Origin of the sequence: Clostridium aquiflavi, assembly GCF_031344075.1 — a bacterium.
Taxonomy (GTDB): Bacteria; Bacillota; Clostridia; order Clostridiales; family Clostridiaceae; genus Clostridium; species Clostridium aquiflavi.
Window position 1 is genome coordinate 1 of record NZ_JAVJAN010000046.1, and the last position, 20,322, is coordinate 20,322.

At 28.9% G+C, this 20,322-nt stretch carries 21 protein-coding genes and 1 riboswitch; of the genes, 2 read left to right on the plus strand and 19 right to left on the minus strand.

The genetic code is table 11. The annotated features are described in order from the left end of the window. Positions 1 to 128: 128 nt before the first annotated feature. Positions 129 to 230: riboswitch (TPP riboswitch) on the minus strand. Between the two features lie 256 nt (positions 231 to 486). Then, on the plus strand, positions 487 to 918 hold the full coding sequence (locus RGC78_RS14110; protein ID WP_012425357.1) for a hypothetical protein: 432 nt from the start codon (positions 487 to 489) through the stop codon (positions 916 to 918). A gap of 321 nt (positions 919 to 1,239) precedes the next feature. On the opposite strand, the gene RGC78_RS14115 is transcribed toward RGC78_RS14110, so the two are convergent. Continuing rightward, the gene (locus tag RGC78_RS14115; RefSeq protein WP_309556841.1) at positions 1,240 to 3,786 is read right to left on the minus strand and encodes a calcium-translocating P-type ATPase, PMCA-type; all 2,547 of its coding nucleotides are present in this window, start codon (positions 3,784 to 3,786) and stop codon (positions 1,240 to 1,242) included. 145 nt (positions 3,787 to 3,931) lie between these two features. Between RGC78_RS14115 and RGC78_RS14120 the strand changes: the two genes are divergently transcribed. Further along, on the plus strand, positions 3,932 to 5,572 hold the full coding sequence (locus RGC78_RS14120; protein WP_252233997.1) for a putative manganese-dependent inorganic diphosphatase: 1,641 nt from the start codon (positions 3,932 to 3,934) through the stop codon (positions 5,570 to 5,572). 279 nt (positions 5,573 to 5,851) lie between these two features. Here RGC78_RS14120 and RGC78_RS14125 read toward each other — a convergent pair whose 3' ends face one another. The 18 genes from RGC78_RS14125 to RGC78_RS14210 all read right to left on the minus strand — a co-directional run. Then, positions 5,852 to 6,622 (minus strand): flagellar basal-body rod protein FlgG, encoded by a 771-nt coding sequence (locus RGC78_RS14125; RefSeq protein ID WP_252250237.1) that lies wholly within the window; start codon positions 6,620 to 6,622, stop codon positions 5,852 to 5,854. Positions 6,623 to 6,635: 13 nt separating this feature from the next. Then, positions 6,636 to 7,409: a flagellar basal-body rod protein FlgG gene (locus RGC78_RS14130; protein ID WP_309556842.1), complete on the minus strand. Its 774-nt coding sequence runs from the start codon at positions 7,407 to 7,409 to the stop codon at positions 6,636 to 6,638. Beyond that, positions 7,406 to 7,531, minus strand: a complete 126-nt coding sequence (locus RGC78_RS14135) for a hypothetical protein (protein ID WP_012424692.1) — start codon at positions 7,529 to 7,531, stop codon at positions 7,406 to 7,408. Before RGC78_RS14135 ends, RGC78_RS14130 begins: the two co-directional genes overlap by 4 nt. 77 nt (positions 7,532 to 7,608) lie before the next feature. Continuing rightward, positions 7,609 to 8,136: a hypothetical protein gene (locus RGC78_RS14140; RefSeq protein WP_012425636.1), complete on the minus strand. Its 528-nt coding sequence runs from the start codon at positions 8,134 to 8,136 to the stop codon at positions 7,609 to 7,611. 12 nt (positions 8,137 to 8,148) lie between these two features. Beyond that, a complete protein-coding gene (locus RGC78_RS14145; RefSeq protein ID WP_252233994.1) occupies positions 8,149 to 8,877 on the minus strand; it encodes a FliA/WhiG family RNA polymerase sigma factor in 729 nt (242 codons plus the stop codon). A gap of 102 nt (positions 8,878 to 8,979) precedes the next feature. Beyond that, positions 8,980 to 9,615 carry a flagellar brake protein gene (locus RGC78_RS14150; RefSeq protein ID WP_309556843.1) on the minus strand — a complete coding sequence of 212 codons (636 nt, stop codon included), beginning with the start codon at positions 9,613 to 9,615 and terminating at the stop codon, positions 8,980 to 8,982. Positions 9,616 to 9,625: 10 nt separating this feature from the next. Then, entirely contained in the window at positions 9,626 to 10,486 is an 861-nt protein-coding gene (locus RGC78_RS14155; RefSeq protein ID WP_309556844.1) for a MinD/ParA family protein, read from the minus strand. Beyond that, positions 10,480 to 11,691 carry a flagellar biosynthesis GTPase FlhF gene (gene flhF / locus RGC78_RS14160; RefSeq protein ID WP_309556845.1) on the minus strand — a complete coding sequence of 404 codons (1,212 nt, stop codon included), beginning with the start codon at positions 11,689 to 11,691 and terminating at the stop codon, positions 10,480 to 10,482. Before flhF ends, RGC78_RS14155 begins: the two co-directional genes overlap by 7 nt. Then, positions 11,691 to 13,757 (minus strand): flagellar biosynthesis protein FlhA, encoded by a 2,067-nt coding sequence (gene flhA / locus RGC78_RS14165; protein WP_309556846.1) that lies wholly within the window; start codon positions 13,755 to 13,757, stop codon positions 11,691 to 11,693. The genes flhF and flhA overlap by 1 nt, the downstream gene beginning before the upstream one ends. A 29-nt stretch (positions 13,758 to 13,786) precedes the next feature. Beyond that, complete coding sequence (locus tag RGC78_RS14170) at positions 13,787 to 15,628, minus strand: fused FliR family export protein/FlhB family type III secretion system protein (protein ID WP_012423993.1); 1,842 nt, start codon at positions 15,626 to 15,628, stop codon at positions 13,787 to 13,789. 16 nt (positions 15,629 to 15,644) lie between these two features. Then, the gene (gene fliQ / locus RGC78_RS14175; RefSeq protein ID WP_012424486.1) at positions 15,645 to 15,914 is read right to left on the minus strand and encodes a flagellar biosynthesis protein FliQ; all 270 of its coding nucleotides are present in this window, start codon (positions 15,912 to 15,914) and stop codon (positions 15,645 to 15,647) included. Between the two features lie 11 nt (positions 15,915 to 15,925). Then, positions 15,926 to 16,705: a flagellar type III secretion system pore protein FliP gene (fliP, locus tag RGC78_RS14180; protein WP_309556847.1), complete on the minus strand. Its 780-nt coding sequence runs from the start codon at positions 16,703 to 16,705 to the stop codon at positions 15,926 to 15,928. A gap of 2 nt (positions 16,706 to 16,707) precedes the next feature. After that, the gene (locus RGC78_RS14185; protein WP_017354004.1) at positions 16,708 to 17,094 is read right to left on the minus strand and encodes a flagellar biosynthetic protein FliO; all 387 of its coding nucleotides are present in this window, start codon (positions 17,092 to 17,094) and stop codon (positions 16,708 to 16,710) included. Between the two features lie 14 nt (positions 17,095 to 17,108). Next, positions 17,109 to 17,588, minus strand: a complete 480-nt coding sequence (locus RGC78_RS14190; RefSeq protein WP_012425882.1) for a flagellar basal body-associated FliL family protein — start codon at positions 17,586 to 17,588, stop codon at positions 17,109 to 17,111. Positions 17,589 to 17,593: 5 nt separating this feature from the next. After that, positions 17,594 to 18,337 carry a flagellar motor protein MotB gene (locus RGC78_RS14195; protein WP_012423782.1) on the minus strand — a complete coding sequence of 248 codons (744 nt, stop codon included), beginning with the start codon at positions 18,335 to 18,337 and terminating at the stop codon, positions 17,594 to 17,596. A 2-nt stretch (positions 18,338 to 18,339) separates the two neighbouring features. Continuing rightward, positions 18,340 to 19,155: a motility protein A gene (locus tag RGC78_RS14200; protein WP_017354005.1), complete on the minus strand. Its 816-nt coding sequence runs from the start codon at positions 19,153 to 19,155 to the stop codon at positions 18,340 to 18,342. Positions 19,156 to 19,170: 15 nt separating this feature from the next. Beyond that, on the minus strand, positions 19,171 to 19,362 hold the full coding sequence (locus tag RGC78_RS14205; protein ID WP_252212641.1) for a flagellar FlbD family protein: 192 nt from the start codon (positions 19,360 to 19,362) through the stop codon (positions 19,171 to 19,173). 93 nt (positions 19,363 to 19,455) lie between these two features. Beyond that, a partial coding sequence (locus RGC78_RS14210) for a flagellar hook-basal body complex protein (protein WP_309556848.1) occupies positions 19,456 to 20,322 on the minus strand: 867 nt, incomplete at its 5' end.

The window sequence follows — 20,322 nt, forward strand, 5'->3', positions numbered from 1 at the left end:
TACTCATAATACCTTTAAAACACATTATTTTAAAAGTTATCCACAAATTTTTTAATAATATAAATTCCTAAAGAATAAAAAAAGCTTGCACTAAGCAAGCATAAAATACCACTACATATAAATATATACAGTAAGTAAATAAGCTTCCCTACGATGGTACTAACCATATCAGGTTATTAGAGTTAGGATATCCTTCTCAGCCGTTAAAAACGGCACCCCTAGCAAAATATTCTATTTTAATTAATTATATCTAAATAATTCACTTATTTCAACTTATAATTTTATTTATAAAAATTGCTATGAAACATATTATTTTAATAATCACAAATACTATATGAATTAATTAGATTTTACATGTCACTTTAAAATACAATCAAATGCTAATATGTATGGTACTTAATAAACTATTATGATATAATAAGCTAGATATAATAGGTTTTTTATTTTAATTGATAAATACATTGTTATTAAAAAGGAGAGTCATAAATGGGTTTAAAAGAAAAATTTTCTGGAAAATTTAATAAATATTTTCAAGACGCATATCTTGAAAAATATGGAGATAGAATTACAAGTACATCTGGAACTGTTTTATCAGTAAAGGTTTTTGAAAAAAGTTACTTTATATTTCACAAAATATTAGTTGAAATGGTAGTTAAGCCTGAAGTTGGTAGATCTGTTGTTAAATGTTTTTATAAACAAAATAAATGGTTTAAAAAACCTGAATTTATTACTGTATCTCAAGGAAATAAAGTAATAATAATGGGTGTTAAAGGCGAGAAAATAAAGAAAAAAGATACTACAGAAGCTATTCAAATAATGAATGTATTGAATCTTACAACTAAAAAAGATCTAATACCTGTTGATCATAGTGAATTAAAGAAATCACGTCAACAAGCTACTAAAATGATGAGAAGATAATTTACAGATTAAATCAAAAGTACCAATTGAAAACTTCAATTGGTACTTTTGTTGTTATATTTGAACAATGGTAATATTGTAGTATAAAGCTCGTGGACCGAATGTAAAAAGGAAACTCGACTTCGCTGAGTAAGTTCGAGGAGCGAAATGTAAAATTTCGACTCTCACTTAACAACACTAAAACAAAGTTTAGTCTAATTAATGCATGCTCCCAATGAAACATTGTGACAAGCAATTAATTCAACAAATATTCTAAAAAGCAAATTTCAATGCCACTACGCCCTTATACTAAAATATTACTATTAAATTAAACTTAACATTCTATTTTGATTTTATTAATAAATACACACTATTTATTAATGCTATTATTCCTGAGAAGAACATTACTATTAACCATTGACTAAATGACAATGCAACAGTATGGAATATTCCTCTAAAGAATGGTATATAAAGTACAGATGTTATCATTATTATTGAAATTAAAACAGCTCCTACTAAATATGGATTAGTAAATAGCTTTATTTCAAATATTGAATGTCTTTCTGATCTACATTCAAAAACATGTATTAATTGAGACATTACAAGAGTACATAAAGCTAAAGTTCTACAAGTCTCTAGATTCATACCATAATATCTTCCTATCATAAATGATAGTAATGTGCATATTCCTATCAACGACCCCCTTACTACAATCTTCTCAACTAGTCCCCTTGCAAAAATACTTTCATTTTTTGCTCTTGGAGCCTGTCTCATAATATCACTATCAGCTGGATCAACGCCAAGAGCAATAGCTGGTAATCCATCAGTAGCTAAATTAACAAGTAAAATTTGTATTGGACTTAATGGATTTGGAAGATAAAATAATGTTGCTAAAAACATAGTTAAAACTTCACCCAAATTACAAGACAATAAATATCTTATGAATTTTCTTATATTATCATAAATTATTCTTCCCTCTTCTACTGCTGCCACTATAGTTGAAAAATTATCATCCATTAATATCATTGATGATGCTTCTTTAGTAACATCAGTTCCTGAAATCCCCATTGAAATTCCTATATCTGCTTCTTTTATTGCTGGAGCATCATTTACTCCATCACCAGTCATTGCGACTATATTACCTTTTTTCTTGAATGCTTTTACAATTCTTAACTTATGATTTGGTGAAACCCTAGCAAATACCCTGATTTTATTAACTTTCTTATATAATTCCTCATCACTAATTTTTTCTATTTCTTCACCAGTTAAAACTTGCTCTTCAGTATTACATATATTTAATGATTTAGCTATGGCTAAAGCAGTATTTTTATGATCTCCTGTTATCATAACAGGCTTTATTCCTGCAAGCTTACATTTTAAAACTGCATCTCTAGCTTCTTTTCTTGGAGGATCAATACTTCCAACAACACCTATAAATATAAGATTTTCTTCTAAATGATTATTTTTACTTATTCCTTCTTCTTTATATGCACATGCTATACATCTTAGTGCTCTAGATGACATAGCTTCAATAAATTTTGCAACTTGTTGTTTTTTTTGATATGTTAAAGGCTTTATTTTATTATTTTCTAATATATAAGAACATTTTTCTATAAGTCTTTCTGGTGCACCTTTAGCATAGCAAACTTCTTTACCATTTTCATTAACTATTACAGACATCATTTTTCTTGTTGAATCAAAAGGAACGTCATACACTCTATTTATGTTGGATACATATTCTTTTAATGGTTCAACTTTCTTAAAAAACATTTCTATTAAAGCAGTTTCTGTTGGCTCTCCATGAAGTACTTCTAGCATTATATCCTTAGTAAAATCGTAATTACAGTCATTACAGTAAACTAAAGCTTTCATCATTTTATTATAATCTTTTAATTCTTCTTTTTCTAATTCATATATTCTTCCATTTAAATAAACTTCTTTAGCTGTCATCTTATTTTGAGTTAATGTACCTGTCTTATCAGAGCATATAACAGAAGTACATCCTAAAGTTTCAACTGCTGGTAACTTTCTTACCAGAGCGTTTCTTTTTAACATTCTAGATACTCCAAGTGCTAATGCTACTGTTACAATGGCAGCAAGTCCTTCTGGAATAGCTGCTACTGCTAAACTTACTCCAAGTAAAAACATTTCTGTTACATCATTACCTCTTATTACACCCATTACAGTTACTATTATGCATACAACTAAACAAATAACTACTAATACTTTACCAAGCGAATCTAATTTTTTATTTAAAGGAGATCTTTCTTCATCTATGTTTTGAATTAAATCTGCTATTTTTCCCATTTCAGTCTTCATACCTATTGTGTCAACTTTAAATAATCCTTTTCCTTTTACAATAGTTGTTCCCATGTAGCATCTATTATTTTTTCCATTAACATCTTTATCAACACCTACTGATTCACCAGTAAGTAGTGATTCATCAACAACAATACCTAACCCTTCGATAAATGCACCATCTGCTGGAACTCTATCACCAGCTTCTAAAATAACTACATCACCAATAGTTAAGTATATGGAATTAAGAATTTGTATGCTTCCATCTCTTAATACCTTACATGTTGGTGCTGCTAAATCTTTTAGAGCCTCTAATGACTTTTCTGTTTTGAATTCTTGAACAAATCCTAATATTGCATTTACAAATACAATTATTAATATAGTAATTGCATCAGCTTTATCACCTATAACTCCTGAAATTATTGTTGCTGCTATAAGTACCCATACAATAAAATCATTAAATTGTGAAAGAAATATTTTTAAGGCTGATGTCTTTTTTTTGTGCTGAAGTTCATTAAGCCCAAAATTCTTAATTCTTTTTTCGGCTTCCTTTGTACTAAGTCCTTTTAAAAGTTCTTTTTCTTGTACCACAATTTCTCCTCCCTTTTTTTCTCCTCATATAAATATATATATTTTCCTTTATAAAAGTTATGATGATTTTTTAATAAACTTTACATTATTGAAATTTACAAGTAAAATATATACTGTGATTTTATACAAATAAGGAGGAGCTATTTTGAAGAATATAGTTTATGTAACTGGACATAAAAATCCTGATTCAGATTCAATCTGTGCTGCTTATGGATATGCAGCTTTGAAAAATAAAATTAGTAATCTTGAAGCTATACCTGTAAGACTAGGTAATGTAAATCGAGAAACTCAATTCATACTAGATTATTTTGGTGTTGAAGCGCCTAAATATTTAGAAACAGTAAAGCTTAAAGTAGAAGATTTAAAAATAGATAATCTTGATCCAATTCCACCAACTTTCCCATTAAGAGGCGCTTGGAATATAATGAGAGATAATCATCTTAAAGCTTTACCAATAGCTGATAAAAATGGTTGCTTAATCGGAGTTATTTCTATTTCTAATTTAACATCAGCTTATATGGATATTTGGGATAATAACATCCTAGCAAAGAGTAATACATCTATAGAAAATATACTAGAAACTCTTGATGCCAAAGCAATATACATAGATGAAAATGTTAAAACATTTCCTGGAAAAATAACTGTAACTGCAATGCAACCTGATAGTTTAAGAGAAATAATAAATCAAGGTGATATTGCAATAGTTGGAGATAGACATGATGTTCAAGAAGAACTATTAAATATAGGAACTTCTTTAATAATTATAACTGGATCAAATACTTTGCCATCTGAATTAATATTTAAAGCTAGAGAAAATGGAGTTACTGTTATAAGTACACCTCATGATTCATTTACAGCATCAAGATTAATTGTTCAAAGTATACCAGTTGAATATGTAATGGCTAAAGAAAACCTAGTATCATTCTCTACTGATGATTTAGTGGATGATATTAAAGGTGTTATGGCTGAAACTAAATACCATTGCTACCCTGTAACTAATCTTGAAGGTAAAGTAATGGGTACAATTTCTAGATATCATCTTATTTCTGATCATAAGAAAAAAGTTATTCAAGTTGACCATAATGAAAAAGGTCAATCTGTTAATGGCTTAGATGATGCTGAAATAATAGAAATAATAGACCATCATAGAGTTGCTGATATTCAAACAAGCAACCCTATATACTTTAGAAATGAACCAATTGGCAGTACTTCAAGTATAGTTGCTAAATGTTATTTTGAAAGTGATATTCAGCCTTCTAAGGAAGTTGCTGGACTTTTATGTGGAGCTATAATTTCAGATACTCTATTATTTAGAAGCCCAACTTGTACTGAACAAGATAAAATTATTTGTCTTAGATTAGCTGAAATAGCAGGAATAAACATTGATGAATTTGCTAAAGAAATGTTTAAAGCAGGTACTTCTTTAAAAGGAAAATCTGTTGCTGAAATCTTCAATCAAGATTTCAAACCTTTTAGTATAGCTGATTCTAAAATAGGTGTTGCTCAAGTTAATACAATGGACATCGATGGATTTATGCCATTAAAAGATGAAATGCTAAATTATATGAGCAAACAAGCTGAAGAAAATAACTTTGATGTAGTTATGCTACTTTTAACTGATATATTAAATGAAGGTTCTCAAATTTTAGTTGCTGGACCAAAACCAGAAATTGTTGAAAAAGCATTTAAGGTAGAATTATACAACTGTATGACATTCCTACCAGGGGTATTATCAAGAAAGAAACAAGTAGTACCACCTTTAACAACAACATTATTAGCAAAATAATTATTAAATAAAAAATAGTATCTCAAAAATTTGAGATACTATTTTTTATTTGGCTATTTTTTAAATGTGTGTTGATATATGCAATAGGTGAAGTGGCATTGTAATTAGACTTTTAGAACTCTTAATAAGTATTGTCACATTTACTGCTTGTCTCAATTTTATATTGAGAGCAAGCTAAAATGGGACTATACTTATTTTAGTGTTCTTAAGTTCAATTACTCCGTCCACTTTGCTTATCCATATATCAACACTCTGCTAAAACATAGACTTTTATTTAAATTATTTTCTCATTCCGTTTATCATTCCCCATACTTCATCAGCAGTTGTTATACCTTTAGAACTTAATTGGAATGCTCTTTGAGTACTTATTATATCTGTAAATATCTCAGAAGTATCTACATTAGATCCTTCTAACATACCTTGCTCAATATTATAATCATTACTTAAAGCTATTTGAGCATCATCAGATGCAACAAAATAATTGTTTCCAATAGCAACAAATGCCTTGTCACCTATTGCAGTAAACACTGGTATTTGTCCTACTTTTACGTATTGATTATCAACTTTTGTTGATATTCCACCGTCACCATCTATTGAAATATCTTCACTAGATAATTTAGGACTTCCTTCTGACATACCGCCTTCATATTGTATGTATATTTTATTACCTCTAGCATCAACTAATGTCCCATTGCTATCAATTTTTAAGTTACCATCCCTAGTATATGCTATAGTTCCATCCTGTTGAACTGATGCAATGTATCCTTTTCCATCTATTGCTATATCAGTTTTAATTCCAGTAGTTAAAAGGTTTCCTTGGGTATCTTTTCTGTAATCCATACCTAATTTAACACCAGTACCATTAATGGCATCTTTATTTACAAGAGGAGTTCCTTTTCTATCTAATGATTCAGTTAAAAGATCACTAAATTGAACATCTGTTGCTTTATATCCGGTAGTTGATGTATTTACTAAATCATTTGAAAGATAATCTAATTTTTCTTGATATGCATTCATACCACTTTGGGCATTTGCAAATATATTAAACATATTTTTATCCTCCCTATCTTACCGATCCAATTTCATTTGCAGCTTTTTGAACAGTTTCATCTTGCATGCTAACGAATTTTTGATTAGTTTCAAATTGACGTTTTATTTCCATAAGTTTTACTAATTCTTCTGTTGGATTAACATTTGAAGTTTCAAGTACACCTTGTCTTACATTTACCACTGCATTATATACTGGATTGTCACCTTTATAATAATTATCTCCAACCTTTTCTAACGGTGCATACTCTGTAAAATCTGCTGTTAATAATGTATGTGTTGATTCCCCTGCAGCACTTTGAAGATTATTATTTCCATCTAAAGAAAATTCATCTTTCCCTACATATATAGGTTCTTCTGCACCTGTTGCATTATTTCTTCCTAGTACATAGTCTCCATTAACTGTTATTAAATATCCTTGTTGATCTATCTTAAAATCACCACTTCTTGTAAATAAACGTTCATTTCCTCTTTGTACTGTAAAAAATCCTCTTCCATCAATCCCAAAATCAGTATTGCTATCTGTAGATTTAAAAGCACCTTGCGTATATATAGTACTTACATCATTAACTTTTACACCTAAATTTAAATTACCAAGTTTATTTGGAATATGTCTATTTCCAACTTTATTTTGTCTATTAGTTATCATAACATCTTCAAAACTTTGTTTTGTTAAAGTATTTTTCTTATAACCGTTATTATTAACATTAACAATATTATTAGTAACAGTTTGTTGTTCATTTTCTAATGTTATTAAGCCCGATACAGCAGTATAAAAACCTCTTATCACTTACTATCAGCTCCTTCTTTAATAATAGCTTTACATTCATCATTATAGTGCATACCTAATCCTCTAGCTCTTTCTTCTATTTTACTGTCTGAAAGATTAAAACTACTTTTATATCCAAGCATAAGGGTTACTCCTATAACTAATCCTATGCCAATACCAAATAATATTTTGCTATCATTTAAGAAAAATATTACGTCTTTTAGCTTTTGAATAAATTTCTTACTAATAACACTTCCCCCTTACTTATAGACAAAGCTTTACATATCTCCTCATCAGTTAAGTTTTTCTTTATTAAATCAGTTATTTTCTGTTGCTTATTAGGCTCATTATGTTCTTTCTGATTTTGAAAATTTATCTCTGAAATAATTCCATTGCTTACGTCTTCAATTTCGCTTTTATCTATAGCAATATGTTCCTCTTGAATATTATTTTCTAGTTCACTAGTATTTTGTGTTTTATAAATATTACTGTCTAATATATTATCGTACTCTTCTTCAATATCATTAACCATATCTAAATTGATTTTTATAGATTTTATTTCTTGCTGAAGTTCAGTAAGGCTTTCACCTATATCTTTTCTTAAAAGACCAAGTTCTAATTTATAATCGTTTAAATTTTCCTTTTCTTCATTTAAAGTAAATTCAAATGAAGTTGTACCTTTACTCATTGTTTTATAATTATATACAATTAAAATAATTCCAATTGTAATTAATATTAATGGTATCATCCACTCGCCTCTTTAATTAATGTAATGTAATTTTTTCATAGCTTCTCTTAAATTACTAATAGATCTTGCATGTAATTGACATACTCTTGATTCAGATACTGACAATATAGCTCCTATTTCCTTAAGAGTTAATTTTTCATAGTAATATAAATTAAGTATTAACTGCTCTTTTTCTTTTAACAATTTAATGGCATCCGATAATACTTCTAACTTTTCTTTTTCTTCTAATTCACCTTCTGGACTAGGACTATTTTTATCTTCTATTATTCCTAAAAGATTAACTTCCTCATCATCTGAAAAAATTATATTTTCTAAAGATACCATAGATATATGATTAATGTAATTTTCTATTTGAGAAACTTCTTCCAAAGATAATTCTAAATATTTTGCTATTTCTAAAATATTAGGTTCTCTTAATAATTTATTTTGCAAAGCTTCAATAGCACCATTATATCTATTTAGCTTATCCATGGCACCTTTAGTTATAGGCCTATTCTTACGTATTTGATCTATTATAGCTCCTTTTATTCTAATAGAGGCATATGATGAAAACTTCATTCCTTTTTCAGGATTAAATTTGCTAATAGCATCCATAAGTCCTATTATCCCATAACTAACTAAATCTTCATACTCCATATATTTATTTTTACCAATCATAATCCTAGAAGCTATGTATTTAACTAAAGGGATATATTCTTTTACTATTTGTTCTTTTACATCGTTATCTTGTAAATTGCACATTCCTCTCAATCCCTCCTCTTTTCACTCTTTACACTCTTATTATCACATCATCTTATATTTTTATAATTTTTGGAGAAAATTTCATCTTTTGTTAAATAATAATTATAATCTTTCTCTTTGTTTTCTCATTATATTAAAAATTTCACTTATAACTTTATCTCTTTGATTTTCACTAATGCGAATAAATTTAACTCCATAAATATATTCATTAAATTCTGTTATTTCTAAACGCATAACTTGTGCTTTTAAATAATTTAATTTATCGTTTAATGCAAATTCTAATAATAACTTATCCTGTTTCTCTAATTTTTCTTTAGTTTTAAATCTCATTCCACCACCACTTAAATCAATCATTAATGCATCTTTAAAACTAGTGATTTCTTCATCTTCTGATTCTGTTATCTTTTTAAACTTAATAATATTCATAAAATCTACTCTTACAAAATCTCGTCTTTGTATTTCTTTTACATTATATGGTTCGCTTAATTTATAATAAATTATATTATTTTCTTTTCCTCGTGCTAAAACATCACAGTAAAAATTAAAGCAATTTTTACCTCTTGCATAAGAATTTATTTCTATCTTATCATCTATTTTCAAAGATAAATATTCCCCATCACATACTGGAATATTTATCTTAATATAATCATCTTCAATATCTTGTACCAAGCTTTTAAAAGCTCTATCTTCTACTAAAACCTCTACTCTATCATTAACTTTTAATATAAATTTTGACATTCCTAGCCTCCTATGAAAATATTCCAAATAATTTTTTAAACAATTCTCTAGGTCCACTTGAAGTCTTCACATCTTGCCCTAAAATTTTCAATGCAATATTATCTATAGAGTGAGATGCTTCACATGTAGGATATGATATTACAAAAGGCTTTTGCATTTTAACACTTTGAACAACTTTTCTATCATCTATAACATAGCCTAAATATTCCAAATCTAATTTTAAAAATTTGTTTACTGCTCTTTCAAGTTTGTTATATACCTCTAATCCCTCTGATGAATTAATCGCTCTATTAACTACAATCATTGCATGATTCTTTATTTTAAAATGATCAGCTGCTTTTATTAAACTATATGCATCAGTAAGCGATGTAGGTTCAGGTGTTGTTATTATTATTAAATCTTTGGATACAGCCATAAAAGATAAAATACTTTTATTAATTCCAGCACCAGTATCCATAAGTATATAATCAAATTCATTAAGAGATTCTAATTTTTCTAAAAATAAATTTCTTTGATTTTCTTGTAATTCATCTACTTTATTTAATCCAGATCCAGCTGGTAATAAACTTACTCCATTAGGTCCTAGTATAATTATATCCTCTATCTTTTTTTCAGTAAATATAATATCAAATATATTATACTTAGGATAAATACCCATAAGAACATCATCATTTCCCATACCCAAATCAGCATCAAAAATCAAAACTTTTTTACCTTTATTTTGTAAAGAAATTCCTAGGTTAACAACAAAATTGCTTTTGCCTACTCCACCCTTACCAGATGTAACTGTAATTATCTTAACATTTGATTTACTATTAGTATTTTCACTTTTATCAACAAGTTTTCTTAAAGCTTCAGCTTGATCTAGCATAAAGTTTCCTCCCCTAACATAAATCTAGCCATTTCTTCTCTAGTTGGTACTATCATATCATTAGGTACATTTTGCCCTGTTGTTATATACTTAACAGGTTTATTCGATCTCTTCATTATATTATATAGTGATCCATATACAGTTGTTTCATCTAATTTAGTAATTATTACATTATCATAAGATAAATCAGAATAGCCATTTAATATACTCACTATGTCTCTATTTTTAGTTGTGGCACTAATCACCATACTTACATAATCTGGATTAGCTTTTTCAACAAATGCTCTTAACTCTGAAATTTGCATAGTATTTTTACTACTTCTACCTGTAGTATCAATAAGAATAACATCACAGTCATTCATTGAATTGATTGCTTCTTCCATTTCTTTTATAGTAATTACAACTTTAAAAGGTATATTCATTATTTCAGCATAAGTTTTTAACTGTTCTATTGCTCCTATTCTATATGTATCAACAGTTATTAATCCAACACTCTTCTTATCTATAAGTGCTAATTTCCCTGCTAGCTTTGCTATAGTAGTTGTTTTTCCAACACCAGTTGGTCCAACTAAAGCTATTTTTCCGGAAATATCCTCACTACATTCCACAAATACTTCTTCAAATGCATTTCTAAGCAGTTCATATTTATCTATATTTTCATCATCAACATTATTTATTCTACTAAGTATTTCTTCATGAAATCCCTCATCTACATCTATCTCAATAAGCTTCTCTTGAATTTTATCAATTTTTTTAACTTCATCTTTTGATGTATTTTCTATAACTCTATTCAAAAGCTCTTTCATTTCACTAACTTCTTTATGCATAGAATCTTTAATCAATTCTGGGGGGGTATATGAATTTTCCTTTTCTTCTACTTTTAAGTTAGTAGTTAAATTTAAAGCAGCTCTTGTTGTTTTTTCATCTTTTTCTATTATTGTATTTTTATCAGAAGTTTCTAATAATCTTTTTATATTACTTAATGAATCTTCTATTTTATCATCTTTTTTATTGTTAGTTTTCTTTGAATCAACTGCATTTTCTACTGCTGCTGTAACTTCTATTAACTTCCCTGAAAAAAAACCCTTAATTCCAGACTTTCTTACTTTCCTTTGGCTTATTATAATCGCATCTTTACCTAGTTCATATCTAATCCTAGTTAATGCTTCATTCATATTACTTACAAGATATTTTTTTATAATCATTAAATACTTACAACTCCTCCACTATTAATTTCTATATCATTTGGTACTTCATTTAATGAAATTACCATAATATGTGGAAATACCATTTCTATTAATTTTTTAAATACTGCTCTTATATTAGGAGATACTAATATAACTGGTTGATTATTATTGAAGTAAGTTGTTTCAAGTATATTTTTTATACCTCCAAGTAATCTAGTTGTTGTATCTGGATCTACAGTGGGGAAAGATCCTTGCATTGTCTTTTGAATATTTGACCCTATCATTTCTTCTACATTAGGATCTAATGTTACAACTGTAATTGATCTATCTTCATTTATTAACTGATTACAAATTGTTCTTGATAAAGAAAATCTAACATATTCTGTAAGAACTTCAATATCTCTTGTATTTCTTGAATTATCAGCCAAAGATTCCATTATCGTAACCATATCTTTTATAGGCACTTTTTCTCTTAAAAGACTTTGTAATACTTTTTGAAGTTCACCTATAGTCATTAAATCTGGAATAAGTTCTTCTACAACAGCACTATATTTATCTCTTAAGTTATCAACAATAAGTTTAACCTCTTGTCTACCAAGTAACTCGTAAGAATGAGATTTTATAGTTTCTGTTAAATGTGTTACCATAACTGTCGTTGGATCTACTACTGTAAATCCTTTTATTTCAGCTTCTTCTCTCTGATCTTTATTAATCCATACAGCTGGCAATTTGAATGTTGGTTCTAAAGTCTTTATACCTGGTATTTCTAAACCATCACCTGTAGGATCCATACAAAGTAACATACTTGGCATTAATTCAGATGAAGCTACTGTTGTTCCTCTTATTTTTATAACATATTCGTTGGTTTTTAATTGAAGATTGTCCCTAATTCTTATTGGTTGTACTACAATTCCCATTTCGATTGCACATTGCCTTCTAACAGAAGCTATTCTTTGAAGTAAGTCCCCACCTGAACTTTCATCTGCAAGCGGAATTAATCCATAACCAATTTCAACTTCCATTGGTTCTACTGAAATTAGATTCATTACATTCTCTGGTTCCTTACGTTCAGCTTCAATAATTTCTTCTTCCTCTGAAACAAACTCTTGCTCTAATTGCTTGGTCTCTTCCTTGTAAAGCATATAAGAAAGAACTGCCATTGAAGCTGCTGCAATTAAAAATGGAACTTTAGGCATATTAGGAACTAATGCTAAAAAGAACATAGCAGCACTTGCAATAGATGTTGCTATAGGAAATCCTGTTAATTGCCTTGATAAAGATTTACCAAAATTTTCAGCATTTCCTGAACGTGTAACTAAAATACCAGATGCTGTAGATATTAATAGCGCTGGTACCTGACTTACAAGTCCATCTCCTACAGTAAGTTGAACATACTTAAGTGCAGCATCTCCAATACTTAAATCTTTTTGCATAACTCCAATTATTATACCTGCAATTATATTTATTACAGTTATTATTATCCCTGCAATAGCATCTCCTTTTACGAACTTAGAAGCACCATCCATAGATCCATAGAAATCTGCTTCTGATTGTAAATCTTGTCTTCTTTGTTTAGCCATTGTTTCATCTATAAGACCTGAATTTAAATCCGCGTCTATGCTCATTTGTTTTCCTGGCATAGCATCAAGTGTGAATCTTGCTGATACCTCAGAAACTCTACCAGCACCGGCTGTAATAACCATAAATTGTATTATAATTATAATTAAGAATATAATTATACCAACTACATAGTTTCCCCCGATAACAAAATCTCCAAATGCTTGAATTATCTTTCCTGCATCACCTTCACTTAATATAAGTCTAGTTGATGATATATTAAGGCCTAATCTAAATAATGTAGTAATTAATAGCAATGTTGGAAATACTGATAATTGCAATACATTTGTAGTAAACATTGTTATGATTATGATGACAACAGATAACGTTATGTTAAATGCTAAAAGTACATCTAATAATGTTTTTGGCAATGGTATTATCATCATAAGTACTATACATATAACTCCAGCTGCTACAAGTACATCTAAGTTATTTTTTACATCGAGTCTTTTATTTCCAAGTCCCAACCTTATCCCATCCTTTATTTAATATAAAACTAAGATTTCTTCTTTAACTTCAATACTATTGCTAGTACTTCTGCTACCCCTTGATATAAATCTTGAGGTATATCTTGATCTATTTCTACCCTATCATACATTAACCTTGCTAATGGTTTATTCTCAACAATAGGAACATCGTTATCTTTAGCAATTGTTTTTAATCTAAGTGCTACATTGTCTGCCCCCTTAGCAACAACTTTAGGTGCTTCCATGTTTCCACCTTCTTCATATTTTAATGCAATAGCTAAGTGAGTAGGATTTGTAATTACAACTGTAGCATCTGAAACAGATTGCATCATTCTTCTCATTCCCATTTCTCTTTGCTTTTGCTTTATTTTCGCTTTTAATTGAGGATCTCCCTCTGCTTGCTTGTATTCATCCTTAATTTCCTGTTTGGTCATTTTCAATTCTTTATTATGAAGTCTAAATTGTACAAAATAATCTGTTGCTCCAATAATAACTAATGCTAATGTTATTTGCTTAAATATTCCTATTACTAAATTTTTTATTTCATCCCCTAAAGAAGGTAAATATAAATTCGAAATATTTATTATATCAACATAATTATTCTTAACATACTTATACGCTAATATAGATATTATTGTCACTACTACAACATTTTTAATTAAACCAACTAAACTTCTTTTAGAAAACATATTTTTTAAACCCTTTAGCGGATTTATCTTACCTAATGAAGGTTTTAATGGTTCTCCTGTTATAAGAAAACCAGTTTGAATTATACTTGATGCTACTCCTGCTATCATTATTGCTAATGCAAATGGTAAAAATACAGTAGCTACTTTTAAAAGACTAAATGAAATCAAGCTCATAGCTGTTAATTCATTAAAATCTTTTAAACTAGGGAATACTAAAAAATAAGTTAAAACACCTTTAAATGTATCTACTAAGCTTCCCCATAACATAGAAACAGCTAGCGTACATGCAGCCATAGTAATAGCAACACTTACATCTTTACTTCTAGCCATTTGTCCTTTTTTCTTTGAATCTGATTTTTTCTTTGGAGTGGCTTCTTCTGTTTTTTCATCTGCAAATATCAATACTAGAGGAATTGCAGGAATTGCTCTGAAAATATGTTCAAAAACATCTGATAAATTATAAATTGCACTACTAACTATCTTAAATATAAGTGGCAATAAAATTACAAATGTAATAAGTCCTAATAAATTTTTGATTGGTAAACCAAATATCATTATTGGAATTGTGGGTACGGTTCTTGATATTAATCCCAAACATAAATCAGTTATAACAATTATCAGTACTATTGGTACTGCTATTTTCACTCCTAATACAAAATACTCAGTAATAGTAGATATTACAGCCATCATAGTCTCTTGATAAACCAATGTTTGACCAATAGGTACTATTCTAAAACTTTCAATTAATAATTTTATTACTATATGATGACCATCCACAATAAAGAAAATAACTGTGGCTATCATATAAGAAAAATTTCCAATTAAAGTAGTTTGAGAATGTGAAGTTGGATCTAATACCGATACCATAGAAAAGCCTGCATGAATATCCATCCAGCTTCCCGCAAATTTTACTACTTCAAAAATCATGTTAGTTATAAACCCCAGTACTAAACCAGTCATAACTTCATTTAATCCATAAATGATTAAATAATATACATTATTTATTTCATTGACAGTTGAATAGTCTACTCCAGCTAATACTGCAATAGATATTATTAAACTTAATGTTCCTTTTAATATATGTGGTGTTCCTGTTTGAAAAAATGCATTAACAATAACAAAATAAGATGTTAATCTTAAAAATATAAAAAATAATGCAAGAAAGTAGGCCGTTTCAATCACAATGCACTACCTCCCCTTACGCTGTAACTTTTGTAATTAGTTCAAATATTCTTGTTGTAAAAGACATTAATGTTTGAAGCATCCAGCTTCCTAAAAATATTCCAACAATAGCTCCAGCAATTAATTTAGGAACAAAAGTTAAAGTTTGTTCTTGAATTTGGGTTGTTGCTTGTATAATACTTATAAGCAATCCAACAATTAATACTACAAGTAGTATTGGAGCTGCCAGTTTTACTGCAACTATTATAGTATCTTTAACAACACCATTTAATAAAGCTTGACTCATAAATTTTCACCTCACGAAAAGCTCATAATTAACGATTTTACGAGTAAGTACCATCCATCTACCATTACGAATAATAATAATTTAAATGGCAATGATACCATAGCTGGCGGTAACATCATCATACCCATGGACATAAGTACACTTGCTACAACCATATCAATTACTATAAACGGTAAATATATTAAAAATCCTATTTGAAACGCTGTTTTTAGTTCACTTATTGCAAATGCAGGAATCAAAGTTGTAAATGAAATATTTTCTCTAGTCAATTCCTCTTTATTCACATTATTAATCTCTACAAATAACTCTAAATCTTTTTCTCTAGTTTGCTTGAGCATAAAATCTTTTATTGGTTTTGAACCTATTTCAATAGCTTCTTCCTGTGTTATACTCTGCTCAATATACGGCTGAAATGCCTTTGTATTAACTTCATTATATACTGGTGACATAATAAATATAGTAAGAAACAATGCTAGTCCTGTTAAAATTTGATTAGGTATTGCTTGTTGTACCCCCATAGCACTTTTAATAAATGAAAATACAATTACTATTCTTGTAAAAGATGTCAACATTATAACTATAGATGGTAATACTGCAAGAATAGTGAAAAATATTAATATTTTTATGTTATTAACATAATCATTTGGACTGCTTTCCCCATCTCCAATAGCTACATTTACTTGTGGCAAATCTATACCCTCAGGAACTGCATATGCTTTTATTCCACAAAATGTTATAATAGCAAAAGCTAAAATCAACACAAACACAACTTTGTTTTTATTTTTTCTCATCTTTATCTTCCTTTGATGTGTAAATTCTTAAATATATTTAAAACCTTTTTCTTTATATTTTCAGATTTCTTCATATATGACTCATTTATAACATACATATTATTTCTTTTATCTTCTTCAATCTTATTAATTTCTTCTTCAGATAAATCTTCTAATTTTTCCATACCTGTTTGTGTATTTGCAAGTAAATATCCCTTGTTACCTACTTTGATCACTACTATAGAATTTTCCTTCGTTATTTGAGTTCTATCTATAACTTTTACATATTTATTATCATTAACTGCTTTTACCTTACTTCCTAATATCTTAAATGTTAAAAACATAAGTGAAAAAACAACCAATAATGACATAATTAAATTTAGAATCATCTTAAAAAAACTAAATTCCATATTTTTTCTTCTTTCTATTGAGTTATTATGCTATCAAATCTAACATCTACTATTTTACTCTTTGTTAATTGCTTATTTATTTTATCCATAAGTTGGACTTTTATTTCCTTTTCATTATTAGTATCATTAATATAATCAATCTTTAAAGACTTTAGATAAAATATTATTGAGTCCCTTACTACAACCTTTTTTTCTTTTAGTTCAGTTTCTGCATCTTTATCTGTCTTATCATACCCTATTGATATTTGACCCTTAAAGTACCTCTTTCCACCTTCATCAGCTAAATTCGCAGTGATTTCTCCCATATCTACATAAGTTATATCAATTGCGCTTTCTTGAACAACTATTTTAGCATTTTTTTGCATGAATATATAAGTTGTCCCAAAAACTCCTCCACCAACAAGTAGTAAAGCTACCACAAATATTATAATAGTTTTCATATTGCCTGATTTACCTTTTAATTCCTTATCCTTACTCTTATCCTTATCAGCCATTATTATCACTCCTCATTATCTTTTTCATTAATTATTAATATATTAACCCTTCTATTTTTAGCTTTATTTTCTTCAGAATTATTATAAACTATTGGTCTATATTCGCCATAACCAGCTGCACTAAACTTCATTGGATCATTACTTTTTGTCTCAACAAAATATTTAACTACATTAACTGCTCTTTGAGTTGATAATTCCCAGTTACTTGCATACTTATAATTGCTTATAGGTACATTATCAGTGTGACCTTCTACTATAACTGAATTTGGTAATGCTGAAATTAATGTATCAACTTTATCTAAAACTTCCTTACTTCCAGGAATTAAATCTGCTTGACCTGATTCAAATAAAACACTATCTTTTAATTCTAGAATAACTCCACGTTCGTCTTGAACAATATCCATAGCTCCAGATAAATTATTTTTTTCAACATAATCTTTTACATCTTTGTACATACTTTCTTTTCCTAAAGATTCTGCATCAATTACACCTTCAGTATCTGATTCTCCTCCAATTATAGGGACCTTTCCATCATATTGGTTATACTTAAGAAACGTGTCACCTGACTGGCCTGTCATAACTGATACAAAAGCCTGTGATATTGATTGTACTTTTTGTGCATCAACAGTTGACATAGAATAAAGTAAAATAAAAAAGGTTAAAAGTAATGTAACACAATCCGAATAAGTTGCTAGCCACTCATCTCCTCTTAAGCCACCACCATCATCCGACTTTTTTTTCCTAGCCATTTCTATGCAACCCCTTCATTGTTTTCTGAATTATTTTGAGTATAAACTATTCTTTCTTGTGGTGATAAATAAGATATTAATTTATCCTCAACAATTCTAGGATTTACTCCTGATTGAATCGAAAGTATGCCTTCAAGCATCATTTCTTTTATAGCAACTTCTTTTTGACTTTTATTATTTAAATTTTGTGCTATTGGTGATGCAAAAATATTAGCTATAAGCGAACCATAAAATGTTGTTATAAGAGCCTTACCCATTCCTGATGCTATTGTACTAGAATCAGTTAAATTTGCAAGCATTTGTATCAACCCTATAAGTGTACCTAACATACCAAATCCTGGTGCAAATGCTCCCCAAGCTGAAAAAATTCCTGATCCTGATTTATGTCTTACCTCCATTTCTGATATATCTAATTCTAATATTTCTTTTATAGATTCAGGTTCTATTCCATCAACAACCATTTGTAAGCCTTTCTTTAAAAATTTATCTTCTAATTGAGATATTGTATCTTCTAAAGATAATAACCCGTCTCTTCTAGCTTTTCTTGAAAGTTCTGTAAACTGACTTATTGTTTCCATTGTAGACGACTTTGGTTCTTTAAATGATTGAAGAAATAATATTCCTGCTTTTTTTATTTCATCTAGCGGATATACAATCATTACTGCTGCAATAGATCCCCCGAATGTTATAGCTATTGAAGATACATCCCAAAAAAGCTTTAAGTTGCTTGTACCTGAGCCTCCACTTGCCATCCCATAAATCATTAATCCTAAACCCATTATTAATCCTGCGGCAGTCATTATATCAGTTTTTTTCATTACTAAATGCCTCCTCTATCTTCCCTGAATAAAAATTTCTCTTTTATACTTTAGAATTTTAAATTTAATTTCATCTACACTTTCAATAACTATGTACTTCTTCCCATTACTTAGTGTAATTAAAGTTTCTGGAACTTGTTCTATTTTTTCAATATGATCATCATTTAATATAAATGATTTATTATTCATTCCTGTTAGTTCAATCATTGACATCCTCCCATTAAGTATAAATCTTATACTCTAATATTATTTATTTAAATAATTAGGGAGAAAATATTACTCCCTAATTATTAAATTCTTTTATCTCATTAATCCTGTAATTGTTTGAAGTATTTCATCTCCTGTTGATATCATCTTTGATGAAGCTTGAAATGCTCTTGTTGCTGTTATCATGTCTGTAAATTGCTCTGTTAAATCTACATTTGATGATTCAAGTGTACCTTGGATAAAATCTCCAAAGCCCTTACTATTATCTATCTTTTCTGGGTCTCCACCTTCATTTTTCATTCCACCTACAGGTGTTTTTATTATTTCAGGTCCTGAATTAGGAGATGTCTGCAACTTATTTCCTCCTATTGTAGTTAAACCTTCTGGGTTTTTAAAAGTAGCCATAGCTATTTGACCAAGTGCAGTTCTACTACCATCTCCAAGAACTGCTGTAATTACACCATCTTTTCCTATAGAAAAACTTTTAACAGGAACTTCTATTGGTTTTTCACTAGTATTAGGAGTACCATCATCATTAAGAGGATAAGTTTTTACCTTATCTGGTATTTTTAAAGTATTAAGTTCTTTTCCTTCCCCTACTGCTTTTAATGTTTTGGAATCAGCATCTACATAGTTTGCTACTGCAACTTTAGTGGTACCTCCACCTGGAGTTTCCCATTCTATACTAGCCTTTGCATCTGCCTCTTCCCCATCTTGAATCAAATATCCCATTACTCTGTATCCATCTGCTGTTAAAAGATTTCCTTCATAATCAAGAGTAAAATTACCATCTCTTGTATATAAAATTTCACTTTCACTACCACCTGATAATTTTCCAGAAGTCTCTATTCCAATAGTTCCAGTACCTTCACTTGTTCCACCTTTATAAACCTCTGGACCTTTACTTACCATAATATATCCATCACCATCAACACATACATCTAAGTTTCTTCCTGTTGA